This window comes from Thioalkalicoccus limnaeus (assembly GCF_041197575.1).
GTDB lineage: Bacteria > Pseudomonadota > Gammaproteobacteria > Chromatiales > Chromatiaceae > Thioalkalicoccus > Thioalkalicoccus limnaeus.
The window spans coordinates 1-16,301 of the sequence record NZ_JBDKXB010000024.1 but is presented as its reverse complement, the minus strand read 5'-3'; the positions used below and the strand labels follow the sequence as shown (position 1 = coordinate 16,301).

Annotated in this window: 18 protein-coding genes; 10 read left to right on the top strand and 8 right to left on the bottom strand. The window is 62.9% G+C overall.

What is annotated here, in order from left to right; genetic code table 11:
- Positions 1-117 precede the first annotated feature (117 nt).
- The 8 genes from ABC977_RS14405 (at position 118) to ABC977_RS14370 (ending at position 8,647) form a co-directional block, all read left to right on the top strand.
- Positions 118-1,401 carry a restriction endonuclease subunit S gene (locus ABC977_RS14405; RefSeq protein WP_369667969.1) on the top strand — a complete coding sequence of 428 codons (1,284 nt, stop codon included), beginning with the start codon at positions 118-120 and terminating at the stop codon, positions 1,399-1,401.
- Complete coding sequence (locus ABC977_RS14400; protein ID WP_369667968.1) at positions 1,398-2,531, top strand: Fic family protein; 1,134 nt, start codon at positions 1,398-1,400, stop codon at positions 2,529-2,531. Before ABC977_RS14405 ends, ABC977_RS14400 begins: the two co-directional genes overlap by 4 nt.
- A gap of 51 nt (positions 2,532-2,582) precedes the next feature.
- On the top strand, positions 2,583-2,885 hold the full coding sequence (locus ABC977_RS14395) for a hypothetical protein (protein WP_369667967.1): 303 nt from the start codon (positions 2,583-2,585) through the stop codon (positions 2,883-2,885).
- Between the two features lie 4 nt (positions 2,886-2,889).
- Positions 2,890-3,465, top strand: coding sequence for an ATPase (locus ABC977_RS14390; protein ID WP_369667966.1), 576 nt, complete (start codon positions 2,890-2,892; stop codon positions 3,463-3,465).
- Complete coding sequence (locus ABC977_RS14385; protein WP_369667965.1) at positions 3,462-3,656, top strand: hypothetical protein; 195 nt, start codon at positions 3,462-3,464, stop codon at positions 3,654-3,656. The genes ABC977_RS14390 and ABC977_RS14385 overlap by 4 nt, the downstream gene beginning before the upstream one ends.
- Entirely contained in the window at positions 3,653-5,239 is a 1,587-nt protein-coding gene (locus ABC977_RS14380) for an RNA/DNA-binding domain-containing protein (protein ID WP_369667964.1), read from the top strand. The genes ABC977_RS14385 and ABC977_RS14380 overlap by 4 nt, the downstream gene beginning before the upstream one ends.
- An 82-nt stretch (positions 5,240-5,321) precedes the next feature.
- Positions 5,322-5,537: a Fic family protein gene (locus ABC977_RS14375; RefSeq protein WP_369667963.1), complete on the top strand. Its 216-nt coding sequence runs from the start codon at positions 5,322-5,324 to the stop codon at positions 5,535-5,537.
- A 32-nt stretch (positions 5,538-5,569) separates the two neighbouring features.
- Complete coding sequence (locus ABC977_RS14370; protein WP_369667962.1) at positions 5,570-8,647, top strand: type I restriction endonuclease subunit R; 3,078 nt, start codon at positions 5,570-5,572, stop codon at positions 8,645-8,647.
- Between the two features lie 191 nt (positions 8,648-8,838).
- Here ABC977_RS14370 and frdD read toward each other — a convergent pair whose 3' ends face one another.
- From frdD to ABC977_RS14335, 7 genes are all read right to left on the bottom strand, one after another.
- On the bottom strand, positions 8,839-9,192 hold the full coding sequence (frdD, locus tag ABC977_RS14365) for a fumarate reductase subunit FrdD (protein WP_369667961.1): 354 nt from the start codon (positions 9,190-9,192) through the stop codon (positions 8,839-8,841).
- A gap of 70 nt (positions 9,193-9,262) precedes the next feature.
- On the bottom strand, positions 9,263-9,658 hold the full coding sequence (locus tag ABC977_RS14360) for a fumarate reductase subunit C (RefSeq protein ID WP_369667960.1): 396 nt from the start codon (positions 9,656-9,658) through the stop codon (positions 9,263-9,265).
- Positions 9,655-10,431, bottom strand: a complete 777-nt coding sequence (locus ABC977_RS14355) for a succinate dehydrogenase/fumarate reductase iron-sulfur subunit (protein ID WP_369667959.1) — start codon at positions 10,429-10,431, stop codon at positions 9,655-9,657. Before ABC977_RS14355 ends, ABC977_RS14360 begins: the two co-directional genes overlap by 4 nt.
- Positions 10,428-12,203: a fumarate reductase (quinol) flavoprotein subunit gene (gene frdA / locus ABC977_RS14350; protein WP_369667958.1), complete on the bottom strand. Its 1,776-nt coding sequence runs from the start codon at positions 12,201-12,203 to the stop codon at positions 10,428-10,430. Before frdA ends, ABC977_RS14355 begins: the two co-directional genes overlap by 4 nt.
- Positions 12,204-12,774: 571 nt before the next feature.
- Positions 12,775-12,939, bottom strand: coding sequence for a DUF1328 domain-containing protein (locus ABC977_RS14345; protein ID WP_369667957.1), 165 nt, complete (start codon positions 12,937-12,939; stop codon positions 12,775-12,777).
- Between the two features lie 151 nt (positions 12,940-13,090).
- Complete coding sequence (locus ABC977_RS14340; RefSeq protein ID WP_369667956.1) at positions 13,091-13,258, bottom strand: sll1863 family stress response protein; 168 nt, start codon at positions 13,256-13,258, stop codon at positions 13,091-13,093.
- Positions 13,259-13,413: 155 nt separating this feature from the next.
- Positions 13,414-13,836 (bottom strand): BON domain-containing protein, encoded by a 423-nt coding sequence (locus ABC977_RS14335; RefSeq protein ID WP_369667955.1) that lies wholly within the window; start codon positions 13,834-13,836, stop codon positions 13,414-13,416.
- 584 nt (positions 13,837-14,420) lie between these two features.
- Here ABC977_RS14335 and ABC977_RS14330 point away from each other — a divergent pair.
- Positions 14,421-14,630, top strand: coding sequence for a hypothetical protein (locus ABC977_RS14330; RefSeq protein WP_369667954.1), 210 nt, complete (start codon positions 14,421-14,423; stop codon positions 14,628-14,630).
- On the opposite strand, the gene ABC977_RS14325 is transcribed toward ABC977_RS14330, so the two are convergent.
- The gene (locus ABC977_RS14325) at positions 14,608-15,153 is read right to left on the bottom strand and encodes a hypothetical protein (protein ID WP_369667953.1); all 546 of its coding nucleotides are present in this window, start codon (positions 15,151-15,153) and stop codon (positions 14,608-14,610) included. The genes ABC977_RS14330 and ABC977_RS14325 overlap by 23 nt on opposite strands.
- A gap of 384 nt (positions 15,154-15,537) precedes the next feature.
- Here ABC977_RS14325 and rsxA point away from each other — a divergent pair, with 384 nt between their 5' ends.
- Complete coding sequence (rsxA, locus tag ABC977_RS14320; protein WP_369668005.1) at positions 15,538-16,119, top strand: electron transport complex subunit RsxA; 582 nt, start codon at positions 15,538-15,540, stop codon at positions 16,117-16,119.
- Positions 16,120-16,301: the final 182 nt, after the last annotated feature.

The following is a 16,301-nucleotide window of genomic DNA, read 5'->3' as shown; positions in this document are numbered from 1 at the left end:
GTCTCATGATTTCAATACTTTGCAAACCTCTGGCTTTTTTGACCGTTGTTTGACTGGCCGACTCATGGCCTGGATGGTGGAAACGCGGATGCTGCGCTTGCTGCGGGAGGTGACAGAGTGACGCTCTCTATTCCTGTCGGCCTCGAAGCGCGGCGCCTTCGCTTTCTATTCCAAACCACGTCGGGGGCGACGCCTTCGAGCAGCGTTGAAGAGTACTGGAATGGCGATATCAACTGGGTGACGCCGGAAGATCTCGGCAAGCTCTCGGGTCGCTACGTCCGCGAAACTCGCCGTCGCATCACCGAAGAGGGCTACAAGAACAGCGGGGTCAACCTCGCCCCACCGGGTTCAATTGTCCTCTCTAAGCGTGCCCCGATTGGGCAGACTGCAATTCTTGGTGTGCCGTCGACCTGCAATCAGGGCTGTTTTCTATTGACCAAGCTGGACGGTGTAGACGAGCGCTTCTACTTCTACAGCCTGATTCACTTGCGACCGGCACTGGAAGCCTTGGGGCGCGGCTCGACCTTCATGGAGCTGTCAGCCGACGATCTGCGTTCGATCTTGTTGCCGTTCCCGAACGAGGAGCGGCAGCGCCTTATCGCCAACTATCTCGACCGCGAAACCGCCCGCATCGACGGACTGATCGCCGAGAAGGAACGCATGCTGACGCTGCTGGAAGAAAAGCGCGCCGCCCTCATCAGCCGCGTCGTCACCCGCGGCCTCGACTCCAACGCCCCGCTCAAACCCTCCGGCCAGGAATGGCTGGGCGAGATTCCGGCGCATTGGAGGATTCGGCCGATCAAATACTTGGCAATCGTAGGAAATGGCTCAACTCCTTCAGTCGAGAACGCCGACTATTGGGACGACGATGGCTACCCTTGGCTAAACAGTTCAGTTGTCAACGTGTCACCGGTCACTGACGCAAGTCGATTTGTGACAGAGACAGCCCTGCGCGAATGTCACCTGCCAAAGCTTCAACCGCCCGCCGTGCTCGTCGGGATCACTGGCCAAGGTAAGACCCGAGGGATGGCCGCAGTGTTGGGAATCGAAGCCACCATCAACCAGCACGTTGCGTTCATCAAGCCACGCTCACGCGAGCTCGACACTGAATACTTATGTCATTTGTTGGGGCATGCGTACAATTTTCTTCGCAGCGATAGCGATGGAGCAGGCAGCACCAAGGGAGCTATTACCTGTGAGCAATTGGCGACCATGAAGATTCCTGTACCGCCAAGAAGTGAGCAAATCGAAATTTGCGACCGCATAAGGCAGTCGCTCGATATCTCGGAGCCACTTCGCGCGGAGATCCAGCACTCCCTCGAGCTGCTGGCAGAAAGACGCGCCGCTCTGATCACCGCCGCCGTCACCGGCCAGATCCCGCTGGAGACAATGAGCTTATGAAATTTGAAACCTTCAAGGCGGGCCAGTGGGTAAAGCGCTATCAATACAAGAGCTTCGAGCCGGTTTTGGTCAACCATAACTGGACTTGGGAAGACCCCACCATCAATGCGCTATTGGAGCAGGCCACCCGCGCGCTGGGTGAATTGAACGCATTTTCTCTGATCGTGCCGGATATTGACCTGTTTATCGAAATGCATGTGGTCAAGGAGGCTCAGACCTCCAGCAAGATCGAAGGCACGCAAACCGGCATCGACGAGGCGCTGATGCCGGAGGAGCAGATTCGTCCTGACAAACGCGATGACTGGCGGGAAGTGCGCAATTATGTGCAGGCGGTGAACACGGCCACTACGGAGCTGAACACGTTGCCGCTTTCCAATCGTCTTCTCAAGCAGACCCACGCCATTCTGATGCAAGGAGTGCGCGGTGAGCACAAGCTGCCGGGGGAGTTCCGCCGAAGCCAGAACTGGATCGGTGGCTCCAGTCTGGCTGATGCCACGTTCATTCCGCCTCATCACGACAGCGTGCCGGAGTTGATGGGTGATCTGGAGAAGTTCTGGCACAACGAGGACGTGGTGGTGCCTCATCTGATCAGGGCAGCCATCAGCCATTACCAGTTCGAGACCATACACCCCTTTCTGGATGGTAACGGTCGGATCGGGCGGTTGATGATCCCGCTCTACCTGATCAGCCATGGCCTGCTGGCTAAACCGTCGCTGTACCTGTCTGATTTCTTCGAGCGCAACCGGGCCAGCTATTACGACGCGCTGATGCGTGTGCGGGTGAGCAACGATCTGATCCACTGGGTGCGCTTCTTTCTCAACGGTGTAGCCCAGACGGCTACCAAGGGGCGGGACGTGTTTCGCCAGATACTGTCCCTGCGCACTCAGGCCGAGCAGACGGCGGCATCGTTGGGCAAGCGGGCGGGCAGTGCGCGCTTGGCGCTGAATCTGCTCTATCGCAAGCCGGTCATCGAGGCCGCAGACCTGGAACGGGCCTTGGGGGTCTCGACTCCAACTGCCAATTCCTTGATCAAGTCACTGATTGAAAAAGGCATATTGACGGAGATCACCGGCCAGCAACGGGGCAGGATATACTCGTTCGAACCTTACCTAAGGCTCTTTTTAAGTTAAATAAAAGCGGCTAACCTTAACTAAAATAACTACTAAGTAAAGGATGACGCCATGAAGTCCACATCCGAAGCCGCCTTCGAAACCGCCATCGAAACGATCTTGCTGGGTGACGGATACACGCGGGTCGATGCCAAAGGCTTCGACCGCGAGCGCGCGATCTTCCCCGACGAGGCACTGGTCTTCATCCGCGCCACCCGGGGCAAGGTCTGGGAGAAGCTGGAAGCGCTGCACGGCGAGCAGACCAGGGCGCGCGTGCTGGAATCGCTGTGCAAGTGGCTGGACACCCATGGCGCACTGGCGACGCTGCGCCACGGGTTCAAGTCGTCAACCGTCAAAGCCTGCTGGAGGAGATGACTGGGTGACCCCGACCTGCTGGATCATCGCCGGCCCGAACGGCGCGGGCAAGACCACCTTCGCGCTGGAATACCTGCCCACGGTTGCGGGCTGTTCCCGGTTCATCAACGCCGACCTGATCGCCGCCGGGCTTGCGCCGCTCGCCCCCGAGCGCGAACTGTTGGCAGCCAGCCGGATTTTCCTGCGCGAGATCGAGGTGCGGGTCAGGGCGCGCGAGGATTTCGCTTTCGAGACCACCCTGGCGGGGCGAACCTATATGCGACTGGTAGATCTTATGCGCCGAGACGGCTGGCGTGTCGAGCTGATCTACCTGGCGCTGCCCAGCGCCGAAATGTCGAAGCTGCGGGTCGCCGAGCGCGTGGCCCATGGCGGGCATGCCATCCCGCTGTCGGATATCGAGCGGCGCTTTCCCCGCAGCCTCCGCCACCTGCTCGATGATTTCAGCCATCAGGTCGATCGCTGCACCTGTTTCATGAACGATGGGGAAAATCCGGTGCTGGTTTTCGAGCAACGCGGGGAAAACCGCGATACCTTGCACCAGGTCTATTATCAGCTTCTGATTGAAGAGGCCGAACGATGAACGCCTCACGAAGGACGATTCCATCCGCTGAAGGGCAAAGGCAACTGGATGCGCTTCACCGAGCCGTCACCAAGGCGCTGGAGAAAAAGCGGCGTCTGGGTCAGTACGCTGTGACCTGGCAAAACGGCAAGCCACTGGTGACCGGGGAGGATGCGCCCGATGTCGAGTTGCGGGGCGCAAGGCACTCATGAACCCCGCTCCCATCAACCCCCTCGACATCCTCCTCCAGCTCGACTGGGCCGAGGGTGACGATCTGGAGTTCAAATCCGCGCAGGGCGGGTTGCCGAAGAGTCTGTGGGAGACCTACAGCGCCATGGCCAACAGCCATGGCGGGGTGATCCTGCTGGGGGTGGAGGACGATGGTCGGGTCAGCGGTGTGCGGGAGGCGCGCAAGCTGAAAAAGGCCTTTTGGGACACGGTCAACAACCGGGGCAAGGTCAGCATCAATCTCTGCGGTGACGGCGATCTGGCGGAGGTGAAGCACCCGAACGGGCCGATCCTCGCCATCCGCGTTCCTCAGGCATCACGCTATCAACGCCCGGTCTTTCTCGGGCAAAACCCGCTGACCGGCACCTACCGACGCAATTTCGAGGGCGATTACCGCTGCACGGAACAGGAAGTCGGCCGCATGCTCTCCGACCGGGCCGAGGAGCCGGCGGACAGCCGGATACTGGACGGGTTCGGGCTAGAGGATCTGGACCTACCCAGCCTGCACCAGTATCGGCAACGTCTGGCCTCGCACAAGCCGACGCATCCCTGGCTGAGCGAAGACGATCTGGCGCTGCTGGCCAAGCTCGGTGGCTGGCGGCGCGACCGCAAGACCGGCGCCGAAGGTCTGACGCTCGCCGGTTTGTTGATGTTTGGTCGCGATGAGTCGTTACGCGAGGCCGTGCCCGGCTATCACGTCGACTATCGGGAACGGCTATCCCATGATCCTGCCGAGCGCTGGAGCGACCGGCTCACCGCAGACGGCACCTGGCACCCCAATCTGTTCCAGTTCTACCTGCGCGCAGCACAACGCCTGCTCGCCGATCTGAAGCTGCCTTTCCAGCTCGACGCCGACCTGTTCCGCAAGGGTGAAACCGAGGTGCACGAGGCGATCCGCGAAGCGCTGGTCAATGCCCTGATCCACGCCGACTATCGCGGGCAGGGTGGCATTGTGGTGGAAAAATTCCGTGATGCCTTCGAGTTCTCCAATCCCGGCACCCTGCTGATCTCCTTCGACCAGTTGTTGCGTGGCAATGTCAGCGAGTGCCGCAACAAGGCGCTGCAAACCATGTTCATGCTGATCGGGGGCGCAGAGAAGGCCGGTTCCGGGGTGGACAAGATACGCCGGGGGTGGGCCTCGCAGCACTGGCGTTCGCCGATGGTCCAGGAGCAGGTACAGCCGGATCGGGTCAGTTGGCGTCTGCCGATGGTCAGCCTGATTCCCGACGAGTCGCTGGCGCGGCTGAAGTTGCTTTTCGGCAGCCAGTTCGAGCAGTTCAGCAAGAGCGAGGTGCAGGCACTGGTCACTGCCGATACCGAGGGAACGGTGGACAACGCCCGCATGCGGCAAATCTGTACATTGCACGCTGCGGACTTGACCCGGCTGCTACAGGGGCTGGTGGCCAAGGGCGCGTTGATCCAGGAAGGGCAGGCGCGCTGGAGTCGCTACAGGCTACCCGCCCAGGGGCACTCCGAACATGTGGGGGGGGACTCCGAACATGTAGGGGGGCACTCCGAACATGTGGGGGGGACTCCGAACATGTGGGGGGGGGGACTCCCTACATAAGGCGGCCGACCCGACAGGCGATCCGGAATTGATAGCCATCGCGGCCCCCGCGCGACGGAAGAGAAACCTGCCCCCACCCAAAATGGAAAAGATCCTGCTCAACCTCTGTGAAAACCGCTGGTTGACGCGCAATCAATTGGCTGAGCTCTTGACCCGTCACCCGGACGGGCTGCGCCAGCGTTTCCTGACCCCGATGGTGGAGCATGGCCTTCTTCGATTGCGCTATCCCGACAAGCCAAATCGGACCGATCAGGCCTATACCACCAACGACTTGATCAAAGAAAGCGCCGTTTCTTAAACGAACGGAACGAACAAGTAACGGATGACGCCATGAAGTCCACATCCGAAGCCGCCTTCGAAACCGCCATCGAAACGATCTTGCTGGGTGACGGATACACGCGGGTCGATGCCAAAGGCTTCGACCGCGAGCGCGCGATCTTCCCCGACGAGGCGCTGGCCTTCATCCGCGCCACTCAGGGCAAGGTATGGGAGAAGCTGGAAGCGCTGCACGGCGAGCAGACCGGCGCGCGTGTGCTGGAGGCGCTGTGCAAGTGGCTGGATACCCATGGCGCGCTGGCGACCCTGCGCCACGGCTTCAAATGCTTCGGGCGCACGCTGCGGATCGCCTTCTTTCGCCCCGCCCACGGTTTGAACCCGGAACTGGAGGCCCGCTACCAGGCCAATCGGCTGGGGCTGACCCGGCAGTTGCGCTTCAGCCCGAAGTCGGAAAAGTCGCTCGATGTCGTGCTGTCAGTCAACGGCATGCCGGTGGTGACACTGGAGCTGAAGAATCCCCTGAGCGGCCAGACGGCGGCGAACGCGATCCACCAGTACCGCCACGACCGCGACCCGCGCGAACCCATCTTCGTGTTCGCCAAGCGCAGCCTGGTGCACTTTGCGGTCGACACCGAAGAGGCCCACATGGCCACGCGGCTGGCGGGTTCATCCACCTATTTCCTGCCCTTCAACCGGGGCCTGGACGGCGGCGCCGGCAACCCTCCCGACCGGGAGGGGCGCAACTACAAGACGGCGTACGTCTGGGAAGAGGTCCTGCAACGCGACAGTCTGCTCGACCTGCTCGCCCGCTTCCTGCATCTGGATGTGGAGGAAAAAACCACGGACGAGGGCAAGAAGGTACGCAAGGAGAGCCTGATCTTCCCGCGCTATCACCAGTTGCAAGCCGTGCGCCAAATGGTGACGGCCGCTGCCACCGAGGGCTTGGGTCATAATTACCTGATCGAGCACTCGGCTGGCAGCGGCAAGAGCAACACCATCGCCTGGCTGGCGCACCGGCTGTCCAGCCTGCACAACGAGCGCGATGAGCGGCTGTTCGACAGCGTGGTCGTCATCACCGACCGCGTGGTGCTCGACCGCCAGTTGCAGAACACCATCTACCAGTTCGACCACCGCCAGGGCGTGGTCCAGAAGATCGACGAGGATTCGCGCCAGCTGGCCGAAGCGCTGGAAGCCGGCGTGCCGATCATCATCGCCACGCTGCAAAAGTTTCCCTTCGTGTCCGGGCAGCTGGCCAAGCTCAACGAGGAACGTGGGGAAGGAGGCAAGGGCCATCTGCCCACGCGCAAGTACGCGGTGATCGTCGATGAAGCGCACAGCTCGCAGTCGGGCGAGACGGCTACGGAATTGAAGGCCGTTCTAGGTGGTCTCGGACTCGTTGAAAGAGCGCAAGAGTTGGCCGAGGAGGAAAGCCAATTGCTGGGTTACGCCGCGCTAACCCAACCGACGCGCCTGTTCCGGTCCATGGCCAAGCGGGGTCGGCAGCCGAACATGAGCTTCTTCGCCTTCACCGCCACGCCCAAGCACAAGACGCTGGCAATCTTCGGCCGCAACGGCGAACCCTTCCACCGCTACACGATGCGCCAGGCCATCGAGGAAGGTTTCATCGAGGATGTTCTGAAGAACTACGTCACCTACAAGACCTACTACAAGCTGATCAAGAAGGCCGAGGACGACCCCAACGTCGAGCGCAAGAAGGCGGCCAAGGCGCTGGCCCGCTTCATGCGCCTGCATCCGCACAACATCGGTCAGAAGACCGAGGTCATGATCGAGCATTTTCAGCGCTTCACCCGCCACAAGATCGGCGGTCATGCCAAGGCGATGGTGGTGACCGGCTCGCGGCTGGAGGCGGTACGCTACAAGCAGGAGTTCGACCGCTACATCCAGGAGAAGGGCTACCCGATCAGGAGCCTGGTGGCGTTCTCGGGCACGGTGGAGGACGACAAGATCCCGGAGAAGTCATACACCGAGGTCGAGATGAATGGCGGCATCAAGGAGAAGAAACTGCCCGACACCTTCGCCAAACCGGAGTATCGCGTACTGTTGGTGGCCGAGAAATACCAGACCGGTTTCGATCAACCGCTGCTGCACACCATGTACGTGGACAAGCGCCTGGCGGGCATTCAGGCCGTGCAGACGCTCTCGCGCCTGAACCGTACCCACCCGCTCAAGGACGACACCTTCGTACTGGACTTCGTCAATGATCCGGCTGAGATCCAGGAGGCCTTCCGCCAGTACTACGAAGGCTCGGTCATGGGCGAGCAGGTCGATCCCGACAAGCTCTATGAGGTCAAGGCCGAGCTCGATGCCTCGGGCATCTACCTGCAAACCGAGGTCGCCGAGTTCGCGCGCGTGTTCTTTGCGCCGAAGCGTCGCCAGAGCCCCGGCGATCATAAGAGGATGAACGCGATTCTCGATCAGGCGGTCGCGCGCTTCGTGCAGTTGCAAAACACGGAAGAAGAGGAAGCCGAGCTATGGCGCGGCAAGGTGCAGGCCTTCCACAATCTCTACGGCTTCCTGAGCCAGGTGATCCCCTACCAGGACAGTGATCTGGAGAAGCTGTTCACCTACCTGCGCCACCTCGCGCTGAAGCTGCCCAGACGCAAGAGCGGACCGGGCTACCAGTTCGACGAGGAGGTCGAGCTCGACTACTACCGCTTGCAGAAGATCAGTGAAGGCTCGATCAGCCTGAACGAGGGTTACGCCAAGCCGCTGGACGGCCCACGCGAGGTCGGCACCGGCCTGGTGCGGGAAGAGCACGTATCACTTTCGCGCCTGATCGACATCATCAACGAGCGTTTCGGCAGCGAACTCAACGAAGCCGATCAGCTGTTCTTCGACCAGATCGCCGAGGTGGCCAGCCAGAACGAAGCGCTGCAGAAGGCCGCCGAGGTCAACTCGCTGGACAAATTCCAGCTGGTGTTCCGGCAGGTGCTGGAATCACTGTTCATCGAGCGCATGGAGCTGAACGAGGAACTGTTCACCGACTACATGGGCAAGCCGGACATGCAGGAACTGGTGTCGAAATGGCTCGGTAACCAAGTCTATGAACGGCTATCATCCCGAGGCCCGAAGTCACAGGGCCATACGGCCCCGCAAGGACGATACGAATAGAACCAGCCGCGTACGAGCGTTGCCTTCTTTGTCCCGCCCACGGCCCCGTCATAGCGCGCGAACCTCCTTGGCGATGTCTCGGGGCGCATCGCTGCGGTCATCGCCGGGGATATCCTGCTTGGTCTCGACCACCATGGCTCCTGCTCGGGATTCACGGACACTCGTCGCGGTTCGTAGGGCAGCGGCCGGCGTCAGGCGAACCAGACCAGGTAGCCGCTGTAGAGCGTGATGACGAAGGCGAAGCCGTAACAAAGCGCGGACGTCAGCCGGGGGGCACCGACCTGCAGATCGCGCAGGCCGTGGGAGAGGCGATGGGCGGCGTGCCACAGTGGCAACGCGATCAGCGCCCACAGGATCAGTCCTCCGAGCGGATGGTCGAGAAAGGCGCGGACCCGGTCGAACGACAGGCCATCCTCGAGGACGCCGAGCGGCGCAAGCAACGCGGTCGCGAGCAGCAGCGCCGGCGTGACGAAGGCGGCAAGCAGGCCGCCGGCGGCGAAGAGGGACCAGGTCAGGGGCTCATTGGATCGGCGATCGCTTTTCATCTTCTGTCGTCCGGTCTTATCCGTTGGCGAACGGCCGATGCGCGGGCGGCACGGCAAGTCGTTCCGCCGTTCAGGGCCATCCGGCTGCGAGCAGCAGGATCACGAGGCTGCACAGGGCGAAGAGACCATAGTGCGCGGCCTTGACCCAACGGGCCGGAATCGGGCGGTTGCCGATCCGCGAAGGCATCAGCTTGGGCGTCAGCGCGAACCAGGTGGCCGTGTGGTACAGGGCCATCGCCAGCGCGAGCGTGTGGAAGGCGAGCGCCAGGGGATGCGACAGCGCGTCCAGATAGGCCAGCCAGGCGCCCTCCCCTCGTCTGAGCGCGGAGAGTCCCCACAGCAGCACGAGGCCGTAACCGCCGATGAAGAGGGCCGTCGCCTCGCGCAGCATATAGCGGCGGAAAACGCGGTTGCGTAGCCACCAGGTCCTCGGCATCGGCCGGATGTAGGGCCGGCGCGCGCTCATCCTTCAGCCTCCCGGGTCGCGTCTGGTCCGGACCTGGCCGGGCTCAGGCCGACCAGGTGCCGAACATAGTCGATCAGGCTCGTGATCTTGCCCTGGTTGATCGCCGCGGCCGGGTCGACGCCCTTCGGGCAGACCTGCGAACAGTAGCCGACGAAGGTGCAGCCCCAAACCCCATCCTCGCTGTTCATCACCGGCAGCCGCTCGGCGCGGCCCTGATCGCGGCTGTCGCGGTTGTAGCGGTGCAGCAGGGCCAGCGCGGCCGGGCCGAAGAAGCGGTTGTCCAGCCCGTACTCGGGGCACGCGGCGTAGCAGAGGCCGCAGCTGATGCACTGCGCAAACGGCAGGAAACGGGCCAACTGCGTCGGGGTCTGGCGCCGTGGCTCGCTCGGCTGTTCGTCTTGCGCGGCGCGAATCAGATAGGGTTTGACCGCGGCGAGCTTGTCGACGAAGTCGCGCAGATCGACGATCAGGTCGCGCTCGATCGGAAAATGGGCGAGCGGCCCGAGCCGGATGCTGTTCGGGTAGTAGTCGCGCAGGAAGGTCTTGCAGCCGAGCCGCGGCACGCCGTCGACCATCAGGCCGCAACTGCCGCAGATCGCCATGCGGCAGCTCCAGCGATAGGCGAGTCCGCTGTCGTGACGATCCTTGATCCGGTGCAGCGCGTCGAGTACCGACATCTCGGGCAGGTAGTCCAGCTCGAATGACTGCCACCAGGGGTGCGGGTCCTGTTCGGGCCGATAGCGCTGGACCTCGATGACGATGGTCTGGTTCACGGCTCGCTGGATCCTTGTCCGTCGTCGCCGTAGGACCGCCGTGCCGGTGGGCTCGTCGTGATCGTGACCGGCGTGTGCTGGATCTCCGGCGGTCCATCGGCACGGAAGCGGGCCAGCGTGTGTTTGAGGAACTGCTCGTCGTCACGGGTCCGGTAGGCATCGAGCCGATGGTGGGCGCCGCGCGATTCGCGTCGCGCCAGCGCCGAGTGGGCCATCGCCTCGGCGACATCGAGCAGGAAGCCGAGCTCGAGCGCCTGGAGCCACTCGGTGTTGAAGACGCTCGATGGATCGGTCACGCGGGCCGCCCGGTAACGGTGCTTCAGGCTCGCGATCTGGTCCGTGGTCTGTTGCATGCCCTCTTCGGTGCGGAAGATCCCGAGACCGGCCTCCATGGCCTCGCCGAGCTCGTCCCGAAGCGCCGGGATGGATTCCTGCCCATCCGGGTTGATGATGGAACGCGCCCGCGCCGCGATCGCGTCGGCCTCGCGCAGCAGTGCTGGGCTCTTGTCGAGGGTTGTCGTCGCGGCGACCTGGGCGGCCTCCTCGCCGGCCAGGCGGCCGAAGACCAGCAGTTCGGTCAGCGAATTGGAGCCGAGCCGATTCGCGCCATGCAGGCCGGTGCTCGCGCATTCGCCGACCGCGAAGAGCCCCGGCAACCGGGTCGCGGCGCGGCGGTCCGTCTCGATACCGCCCATCGTGTAGTGGACCGCCGGGCGCACCGGGATCGGCTCGTGAACCGGGTCGACATTCGCATAGGCGCGGGCCAGTTCGCGGACGAACGGCAACCGCTCGTCGATCCGCGCCGCGCCCAGGTGGCGCAGGTCCAGCTGCACGACATCGCCCCAAACCGGGTGCGTCAGGGTCCGGCCCTTCTGTTGCTCGAACCAGAAGGCCTGCGACAGGCGGTCGCGCGGCCCCAGTTCCATCGTCCGGTTGCGCGGTTGGCCGACCGGCGTCTCGGGGCCGAGGCCGTAATCCTGGAGGTAACGGTAACCGTCGCGATTGAGCAGGATGCCGCCCTCGCCGCGGCAGCCCTCGGTGACCAGCACACCGGTGCCAGGCAGCCCGGTCGGGTGATACTGGACGAATTCCATGTCGCGCAGCGGGACGCCGTGGCGATAGGCCAGGGCCAGGCCGTCGCCGGTGACGATGCCGCCGTTGGTGTTGAACCGGTAGACGCGACCGGCACCGCCGGTAGCCAGGATCACGGCCTTGGCCTGGATCAGGCGCATCGTGCCGGCTGCGAGATCGAGCGCGACGACGCCCTGGACTCGCCCGTCGGCGACCAGCAGATCGAGGCAGAAGTGTTCGTCGAAGCGCCGGATGCCGGGGTGGCGCAGCGCGGTCTGGAACAGGGTCGTGAGCATGTGGAAGCCGGTCTTGTCGGCCGCGTACCAGGTCCGCTCGATCCGCATCGCGCCGAAGGCCCGCACCGCGACACGGCCGTCGGCCTGGCGCGACCAGGGGCAGCCCCAATGTTCCAGCCGGGTCAATTCGGCGGCCGCGTGGCGCACGAAGAAGTCGACGACATCCTGCTCGCACAGCCAGTCGCCGCCAGCGACCGTGTCCTCGAAATGGTCTTCGAACCGGTCATGGTCCTGCGCGACTCCGGCCGCGCCGCCCTCGGCAGCGACCGTGTGGCTGCGCATCGGGTAGACCTTCGAGATCAACGCGATCTCGAGATCCGGGCGCGCCTCGGCCGCGGCGATTGCGGCACGCAGGCCGGCCCCGCCAGCGCCGACGATCGCGATGTCGGTTGTGATTCTATCCACGATGGCAACAGAGTCCGAACGGGGTCGATCAGTTCCCGACGTGGCGGCATCCCAGGGCAACGGCGACCAGCGACGGTCCATTGCTGCCGCCAGCTGATCGGGCCGGAAAGCAGAGGCTCCCAGGAGGCCATTGACCACGATGGGCGAGGCGGCAACTGCTGGCGCACCCGAGTGCCACGCGCTAAGCGCACGGTAAGCGAAGGATACACGCGATCGCGTCGAAGGGGTACCCGAACCGTCACCGGCCGCGCCACTGGCCTCTCGTTCGCCAAAACCCTGCGGACTTTGCGAAAGAGGGCTCGAGCGGCCACCGAACCAATGTCGGGATCGCGACAGACGTCGCCATGGAGCTCGCGTTTCCCGCGCAAGGCAAGACGTGGCACCCCAATTGCATCACGAGCTCGACGATTGGGACACGACGAGGTCTGTACGAGAGGAAAACGGGGAGGCAAACGGGGACAGTGCGGCCTGGCAAGGCCGCACTGTCCCCGTTTGCCTCCGTTTGCCCTCGTCCCCGTTTGCCATCTGAATCGAGCCGGCATATCCCGGCCGGCCCGTCGAGAAAGAATGTTCACAGCGGGGGACGGCGGCCTGTCAGGAAAAAGATCAAAGCCAAGATCAGGCCCACTACGAACAGTATCCATGCGATGTTGGTCGCTACGCCGGCAATCCCCGTCAGACCGAGAACGCCAGCGATAATCGCGACAATCAAGAATGCTAGAGCTAATGAAATCATCTCGAATACCTCTTTTATCAAGGGCTCTGCGTCATCTGCATGATGATGCAGACTCTGCTCAGGGGCCGTGCACCGGACAGTGTCGAATCGGCAGCCTCCCGCCGGCCCAAAGCGTGCAACCGCACGATGACGGCTCGCGCGCAAAATGGCCCTACTTGAACCGGTCCTTGGCCGACTTCATTGCGTCGCTGAGCGAAGCCCACGCCTTGGTGATGCCGTCTTCCAAATCTTTCCAGGCATCGTCGCTCGTCGCCTTGAGTTCCGCCAGCTTCTCGTTCGCAGCATCGCGTCCCGAGAGCCAGGCGTGGCGATGAATCATGGCCGGTTCTATGGCGAGGAGCCGCAACACCTCTATCGGGTGCGAGAGTCGTGCATCGCGGCGGAAAATCCCTGTGCGACGGGTACATGGTGCCACGGCCCCGGATCTCCGCGCCCGGGGCCGGGGCCGTGGACTGTTCTGGTTGAGGGAATCGGTTAGCCTTCTTCTTTGACAACCAGTTTGTCGTCGTTCACTTCTTTGACGTTATCCACCGCTTCCGCGATGGAGATGATCCGATCACGCAGTTCCTCGCTTTCGACCTCTCCGGCCAAATGGACGACGCCGCGCTTCGTGCTGACCTGGACTTCTAGGCCCTTGATCTCATCGTCGAGCAGCAAACGAGTCTTGACGTTGCCGGCAATGGCTGCGTCCTCGAGGTATTCGCCGGGTGTGCGGCGCTCCTCGTCAATGGCCTCCCGGTATCGCTCCTGCGCACCTGGCGACGCGGCCTCGCGGTCGCCTTGTAACCCCTGCATCGATTCGTCGGCGTGGGCCGATGCGACAAGCAGCGCGATGCTGAAAAGGCCAGCACCGGCGGCCGGAAAAAGACGAACATACAAAGGATGCTGGTTGGTCATGATGTGCTCCTTAGGGTGATTTGTCGTGAAGCGATGTGGAGCGCGGGTCTTGCCCGCGATAGAGAACTAGCACATGTCGTGCCATCTCTTGAATTTCACTTTAAAACAAACAATTAGGAGCGGTTTGCCGGAGGCCGGCTTAGAACCTCGCCGTCGAAGGCGGCGAAAACGTCTCCTCATCACGACGCTTCGATCCGCTGAGGCTTCAAGATATTGATGTGTAATGGTCTTGCTTAGTCGTCTGGTGACGACAGGGCGGCGGTTCAAGCCAGGTGCGACGCGCGTTCACTCACTCGGAGCCAGAATCGGTGTTCGCTCGGGTAACGGACAGGGTTGCCGCGAGTCATCGTCGCCCGAGTTGGCCCGCTACCGAGATGGTGCCGAGGCCGCGTGGATCGGCGGCGGCCGTGAAACGGCCATCGGGTTCGACCACGACGGCCTGGCTGTTGCCCCATGGCCGGTCGGCGACCTGCAGTACTAAACCGGGACGGACCGTTTTCCGCCAGACCTCATGTATTCCTCGTTGGCGGCTTGATCCCGTTCTCATGCCCAGACGCGCCCGGATCGTCGCCGCTGGTTACCCAATGCACGTGAACCTGCGCGGGATCGATCGGTCCGCGGTGTTCTTCGACGAGGCGGATCGGCAGCGCTTCTTGGCGTGGCTGGGCGCGGCGGCGGCTCAGGAGTCGGTGGCGGGGCATGCGTACGCTACTGTCACCCCGGAAAAGCCGGGGGATTACCTTTTTTATTTATGCCGCGCTGCCGGGAAGGTTATGGGAATGGCATCCAGTTGAACGGCATCATCCGGTGCATGTCGCGCGTCATGCTGCCCGTATCGGCGGACATCTTGTGCACCGCTGGGGTCATCGTGGACAAGATGCCGACGGATCGGGACATCGCGTCCACGTTCACCGACATCTGTTCCACCGAGGCGGTCATGCGCCGCACGTCCGGCCCCATCGTGTCCATCGTCTGCATGACCTGCGACATGGTCGCAACGTCGGTACGCATACCGCCCATGTGCTCGGACATAGCCCCGATGTCCGTGTGCATCGAAGCCATGTAGAGCTTCATCAGCGCCATGTCCCTGGACATCGACTCCATATCGTCGTTCATCGCCTCGACCAGGCGCCAGACGTTGCCGCCGGCCGCAACGAGACCGATACCGGCCACGACGAGGATGAGGTAGATGCGCAACCGATCGCGCCGGCTGTCCTCGGCAAACGCCTTGGTCAGCGAACGGACCTCCTTCGCGATGTCTCGAAGCGCATCGTTGCGGTCGCCGCCGGGGCTATCCATCTTGGTTTCGGCCATCATTGTTCTCCTACTCGGGATGCACGGTTACTCGTCGCGGTCTATGCGTATGTGGCCGGCCTGACTCCCAGGTGAGGCTCGCCCGGCTGGCGCCTCGAAATCATCATTTTATTACCTTCTTAGCCGTCCGCACATGCACTGCGTGACGGCACGGCTTGAAGAGCCCATAGCACCCAGTTTTGACCCGCCAGGCAGGGATCTAGCCCTCGCCCCTCCAAAGCCTGTGGGCTTTGCGACAAAGGGACGGAACGGCCACCGAGGCATTGTCGGGATCGTGACAGGCACCGCGGCAGCGCCTGCGGCGGCGGCGCAAGAACAGGCATGGCGCGCTACTTGCTTGACCCCATCGACGATTGGGACACGACGAGGTCTGTACGGGTCGCATCCATGGCCGATTATCTGATGCTCATCCTCGGCACCGCACTGGTCAACAACGTAGTGCTGGTCAAGTTTCTCGGGCTCTGCCCCTTCATGGGCGTGTCCGGCAAGCTCGATTCCGCGATCGGCATGGGCCTGGCGACGACCTTCGTGTTGACGCTGGCCGCGGTCGCGAGCTGGCTGCTCGAACACTATGTGCTGCAACCGCTCGGGATCGGCTTCCTGCGGATCCTGACCTTCATCCTGGTCATCGCCGCCGTGGTTCAGTTCACCGAGATGGCGGTGCGCCGGATCTCGCCGGTGCTCTATCAGGTGCTCGGCATCTTCTTGCCGCTGATCACGACCAATTGCGCCGTGCTCGGCGTCGCGCTGCTCAACATCCAGGGCGAGCACGGATTCATCGAGAGCCTGCTGTTCGGCTTCGGCTCGGCACTGGGTTTCACGCTGGTCATGGTCCTGTTCGCCGGGATGCGCGAACGCCTCGCGCTGGCCCAGGTCCCGGCGGCCTTCGCCGGCGCGCCGATCGCCTTCATCGCCGCGGGCTTGCTCTCGTTGGCCTTCATGGGCTTCGCTGGCCTGACCAGCTACTGACCCCGACCGATGACACCAAGACCCGAACGGAGCCGTTGACGATGATCACCGCCATCCTCAGTCTGAGCCTGCTGGGAACGACCCTCGGGGCCTTGCTCGGGCTCGCTGCGCGCTATCTGAAGGTCGACCAGAACCCGCTCCAGGCCGAGATCGAGGGCCTGCTGCCGGGTTCGCAATGCGGT

Coding starts and splice junctions, on each gene's coding strand:
- ABC977_RS14400 (WP_369667968.1), top strand. CDS start 1,398: ATGAAATTTGAAACCTTCAAGGCGGGCCAGTGGGTAAAGCGCTATCAA.
- ABC977_RS14395 (WP_369667967.1), top strand. CDS start 2,583: ATGAAGTCCACATCCGAAGCCGCCTTCGAAACCGCCATCGAAACGATC.
- ABC977_RS14385 (WP_369667965.1), top strand. CDS start 3,462: ATGAACGCCTCACGAAGGACGATTCCATCCGCTGAAGGGCAAAGGCAA.
- ABC977_RS14380 (WP_369667964.1), top strand. CDS start 3,653: ATGAACCCCGCTCCCATCAACCCCCTCGACATCCTCCTCCAGCTCGAC.
- ABC977_RS14375 (WP_369667963.1), top strand. CDS start 5,322: ATGGAAAAGATCCTGCTCAACCTCTGTGAAAACCGCTGGTTGACGCGC.
- ABC977_RS14370 (WP_369667962.1), top strand. CDS start 5,570: ATGAAGTCCACATCCGAAGCCGCCTTCGAAACCGCCATCGAAACGATC.
- frdD (WP_369667961.1), bottom strand. CDS start 9,192: ATGAAAAGCGATCGCCGATCCAATGAGCCCCTGACCTGGTCCCTCTTC.
- ABC977_RS14360 (WP_369667960.1), bottom strand. CDS start 9,658: ATGAGCGCGCGCCGGCCCTACATCCGGCCGATGCCGAGGACCTGGTGG.
- ABC977_RS14345 (WP_369667957.1), bottom strand. CDS start 12,939: ATGATTTCATTAGCTCTAGCATTCTTGATTGTCGCGATTATCGCTGGC.
- ABC977_RS14340 (WP_369667956.1), bottom strand. CDS start 13,258: ATGATTCATCGCCACGCCTGGCTCTCGGGACGCGATGCTGCGAACGAG.
- ABC977_RS14335 (WP_369667955.1), bottom strand. CDS start 13,836: ATGACCAACCAGCATCCTTTGTATGTTCGTCTTTTTCCGGCCGCCGGT.
- ABC977_RS14330 (WP_369667954.1), top strand. CDS start 14,421: ATGCACGTGAACCTGCGCGGGATCGATCGGTCCGCGGTGTTCTTCGAC.
- ABC977_RS14325 (WP_369667953.1), bottom strand. CDS start 15,153: ATGATGGCCGAAACCAAGATGGATAGCCCCGGCGGCGACCGCAACGAT.
- rsxA (WP_369668005.1), top strand. CDS start 15,538: ATGGCCGATTATCTGATGCTCATCCTCGGCACCGCACTGGTCAACAAC.